Raw genomic sequence first — 3,952 nt, 5'->3', positions numbered from 1 at the left:
CTGTCAGCCTCTCGCCTCGATTCCCGACCTGTTGGCGCTCCATGCCGCCGACCGCGTCCGTTTCCCCTACCTGCTGCAGTCGTCCGGCGATACCGGCTGGGACCTGCTGCTGGCCCTGCCGCGCGAGCGCCGCGTCTACCAGGCCGGTGACGAAGCGGCGTTTCTCGCCGATCTGGCCGCGCTGCCGCGCGAGGACGTCGCCAATCCGCACGGTTTGCCGTTCACCGGCGGCTGGTTCGTCTACCTCGGCTACGACCTGCTGTCGGCCTTCGAGCCAACCGTGCCGGCGGCGCTGCCGGACAGCTTCCCGATCGCCGCCCTCTCCAGGGTGCCGGCCGCCGTGCTGGTCGACCGCGAGAAGCAGCAGGCCTGGCTGATGGCCGAGAGCGAGGCGGAACGGGTCGAACTGGCGCGCAGCGTCGAGCATGTCCCGCCGTTCCAGCCGCAGCCGGTGGCACTGGCCGCGCTCGAGGAGGATCCGCCGGAGTGGTACACCGACGCGGTGGTGCGGCTCAAGCGCTACATCTACGAGGGCGATGTGTTCCAGGTGAATATATCGCGCGGCTGGCGTGCGACCTTGGCCGACGGCATCGCCGCGCCGGACCTGTTCGCCGCGCTGCGCCGCGCCAACCCGGCACCGTTCTCGGCCTTGGCAGACCTGGGCGACGCGCAGATCGTCAGCTCCTCGCCGGAGCGACTGGTGCGAGTGCGCGACGGCTGGGCCGATACCCGGCCGATCGCCGGCACCCATCCGCGCTCGACCGATCCGGACGAGGACGCCGCGCTGAAACAGCGGCTGATCAGCAGCATCAAGGAGCGTGCCGAGCACGTGATGCTGATCGACCTGGAGCGCAACGACCTGGGCCGCATCTCGCAGCCGGGCACGGTGGAGGTGAACGAGCTGATGGCAGTGGCGAGCTATGCCTACGTGCACCACATCGAGTCGAATGTGCGAGGGCGCCTGCGAGACGACGTCGACACCGTCCAGGTGTTCCGCGCGCTGTTCCCCGGCGGCACCATCACCGGCTGCCCGAAGGTGCGCACCATGCAGATCATCCGCGAGCTGGAGAACAGCGCGCGGCGCGCCTACACCGGCACGCTTGGCTACCTCAACCGTGACGGCACAATGGACAGCAATATCCTGATCCGCACCTTCATGCAGGAGGGCAGCCGGCTGCGCTTCCGCACCGGCGGCGGCATCGTCGCCGACTCCGATCCGGAACGGGAACTGCAGGAGACCCGCCACAAGGTGCGCGGGCTGTTGCGCGCGCTCGGGGTGGTGGACTGAGGGCCGTAAGTGAGTAGCTGTCGCATCCGGGACGATCATCTGAGTAAACGTATCTGGAAGCTTACCCTGGCCAGTGAAGGCTTGGGTAAGCTTCTGGAATCGCTCGAGGCTCAAGCAAAATGATTGTCAAACTGCACAAACAGGCTCGCACCACGCCAGCCACTCGCAAGGAAATCCAGCAAGCCACCGGCACTCAGGCGGAGCTGGCTGCCCGTTACAACGTCACCATCGATACGATCCGCAAATGGAAGAGCCGGGATAGCGTCGAAGATCGTCCGCATACGGCGCACAGGCTGCAAAGCACGCTGACACCGGCTCAGGAACGCGTCGCGGTCGAGCTAAGCCACTAGCGAAATATAACGCCCCGTATCCGGGGCGTTGCTTCGTTCGCTTGCGTATACAAGGACAAGATCAAGGTTCGGCGATGGCGAACCAGAAATCGAACTTGTCGAAATTGCTTAGCATTTCCTTGAATTTTGCCTTGTCGCCGGTAATCGTCACATCACCGCTTTCCGTCAGGTTGCCCAGTTTGAGCTTGCCCATCGCGATGTCATCAAGGGTGCTGCGGTTGAGTGTCACGGTGCCATCAGCTTTATCCATCTGCTTGCCCTTGCTGTAGTTCATGACGCCGTTCTTCACGGTCAGCACGTACTCTGTCTTGATATCCGGGAAGCGCAGGTTGTAGGCGTAAGATTTGTCACCGACTTTTGGACCGTTTAGATGGATGGCAAGGAAATCGAGGAATGAATCCAGAGTCATACCACGGATAATGTCGTGCGAGCTGGCATTGGACGGCGCCATTTTCTTCATGCCACCGCGCAGTTCCTGCGCTCCAGACAGATAGAAATTACGCACTGGGCCGGATTCGGCCTGATACCCCATTTGCTCCAGTGCATCGGCTTCTACATTGCGAGCTAACTGGTTGGTGGGGTCTGCAAACACCACCTTGTTGGCAACGGTTGCGGCCCAACGGTATTCCCCCTTGTTGTACGCGGCTTTGGCGGTGGCGATCATCTTGTTGGCTCCGACCATCTCCACGTACTTTTTTGCCTCTTCAACCGGAGGCAGCGGGTCAAAGTTGGCAGGATTGGCATCCCAGAAGCCCAGATACAGCTGGTAGGTCGCACGGACATTGTGCTTTAGATTGCCGTAATAGCCCCGATTGTAAAACTCTTTGGCCAGGCTATCCGGCAGTACAAATTGCTCGGCGATCTCATTCATGGTCAGCCCTTGGTTGGCCATGCGCAGGGTTTGATCGTTGATGTATTTGTACAGGTCGCGTTGCTTTTCCAAGTGTTCCACAACGCGCTGATTGCCCCATTGCGGCCAGTGGTGGCTGCCAAATGACACAACGGCGTCCTTTCCCCACATATCAATGACCTGACTCAGGGCACTACTCCATTTCTGCGCGCTGCGTACTTTTGCGCCACGCAGGGTCAGGATGTTGTGCAGTGTGTGATTGGCATCCTCAGCCAGATCAATAGCTTTGTACTGGGAGAAGTAGAACAGCATCTCAGCAGGCGCTTCCGTGTCCGGCGCCATCAGAAATACCAGGTCTACTCCATCGACCGTGAGCGTTTCACCAGTTTTCTTGATCAATTTGTTTGGCTCGATCAAGGTGATGTTACCCGCTGCCGTGGTCAGGCCCAGCCCGTCGCCGACGTTGCCTTGCGGACTCCTGGGAAGCAAGTTGCCGTACATGTACGAAGCGCGACGGCTCATCACATTGCCGGCAAAAATGTTCTCGCTCACGGCTTCTTCCATGAAGCCGTCTGGTGCTATCAAAGGCACTTTGCCGGAGCGGACATCTTTCTCATCCACGATGGCGCGAATGCCGGCGAAGTGGTCAATGTGCGAATGGGTGAAGATTACGCCAGTTACCGGCAGGTTCTCGACCTTGCTGTTGATCAGGTCAAGGGCGGCTTTGGCGGTTTCTGTCGAGGTCAGCGGGTCGATAACCACCCAGCCTTTCTCCCCTCGGATGAAGGTGATATTGGCCAGGTCGATGTTGCGTACCTGATAGATGCCGTTCACAACCTTGAACAGGCCGCTAGTCGCTAACAACTGCGATTGCCGCCACAAACTAGGGTTCACGGAGGCAGGAACAGGCCCTTTCTTCTTCAAGAATTCATATTGCGACAAGTCAATAACGGTATTGCCAGCTTTGCCTTTTATTACTGGGCTCGGCAGATCAGCGATAAATCCGCGGTGGACATCTTCAAAGTCTTGCTTGTTGGAAAACGGCAAGAAATTAGCCACGGCATCGTTGGCTTTACGAGTCGCATCTGTGGCGGGATTGGGGGCAGCTTGAGCCGAGCCGATCCAGACAATCAGGGACAGGGCCGCGAGTGTGATCTCGCCATTGTATACGGCATGCATTCTTCCGCTGTTCCAAAAAACTTGCTCAAAGTAGAGCAATGGATTTATCCGCACTTCGTTGACGCGGCTTGCGCCGACCAACTGAAGCCTCTTGACGCTCAGTTGCGCCGGAGGAACGTGATTGCAGAATCCGCAGCACCTCGCGGTGCGGCATGAACCGGGCAATAGCCGGGTCATGGAGCCGGTGTTTCACGTTCCGGGCAGCGTTGAAATCCGCTTGGATCACGTCCCCGTTGGCACGGTGAAATTTGTCGCCCACCCGCCTGCCTTCCAGCAAGCCGGTGA

Annotated in this window: 3 protein-coding genes; 2 read left to right on the top strand and 1 reads right to left on the bottom strand. The window is 59.4% G+C overall.

Translation table 11 applies throughout. The annotated features are described in order from the left end of the window. The coding region (locus QU481_RS23495) for an aminodeoxychorismate synthase component I (protein ID WP_435382745.1) at positions 1-1,288 on the top strand (1,288 nt) is incomplete at its 5' end. A 119-nt stretch (positions 1,289-1,407) separates the two neighbouring features. Beyond that, complete coding sequence (locus QU481_RS23490; RefSeq protein ID WP_289832367.1) at positions 1,408-1,638, top strand: helix-turn-helix domain-containing protein; 231 nt, start codon at positions 1,408-1,410, stop codon at positions 1,636-1,638. A 61-nt stretch (positions 1,639-1,699) separates the two neighbouring features. Here the strand turns inward: QU481_RS23490 and QU481_RS23485 are convergent, their stop codons facing one another. Beyond that, entirely contained in the window at positions 1,700-3,748 is a 2,049-nt protein-coding gene (locus QU481_RS23485; protein WP_289832366.1) for an alkyl/aryl-sulfatase, read from the bottom strand. Between the last annotated feature and the right edge of the window lie 204 nt (positions 3,749-3,952).

This window comes from Crenobacter oryzisoli, from assembly GCF_030385785.1.
GTDB classification, from domain to species: Bacteria; Pseudomonadota; Gammaproteobacteria; order Burkholderiales; family Chromobacteriaceae; genus Crenobacter_A; species Crenobacter_A oryzisoli.
Note: the sequence above shows the minus strand (reverse complement) of the source record. Positions and strands in the feature narration are given on the sequence as shown.

Excerpts from the sequence above, each read along its gene's own strand:
- QU481_RS23490 (WP_289832367.1), top strand. The coding sequence starts at position 1,408 with ATGATTGTCAAACTGCACAAACAGGCTCGCACCACGCCAGCCACTCGC.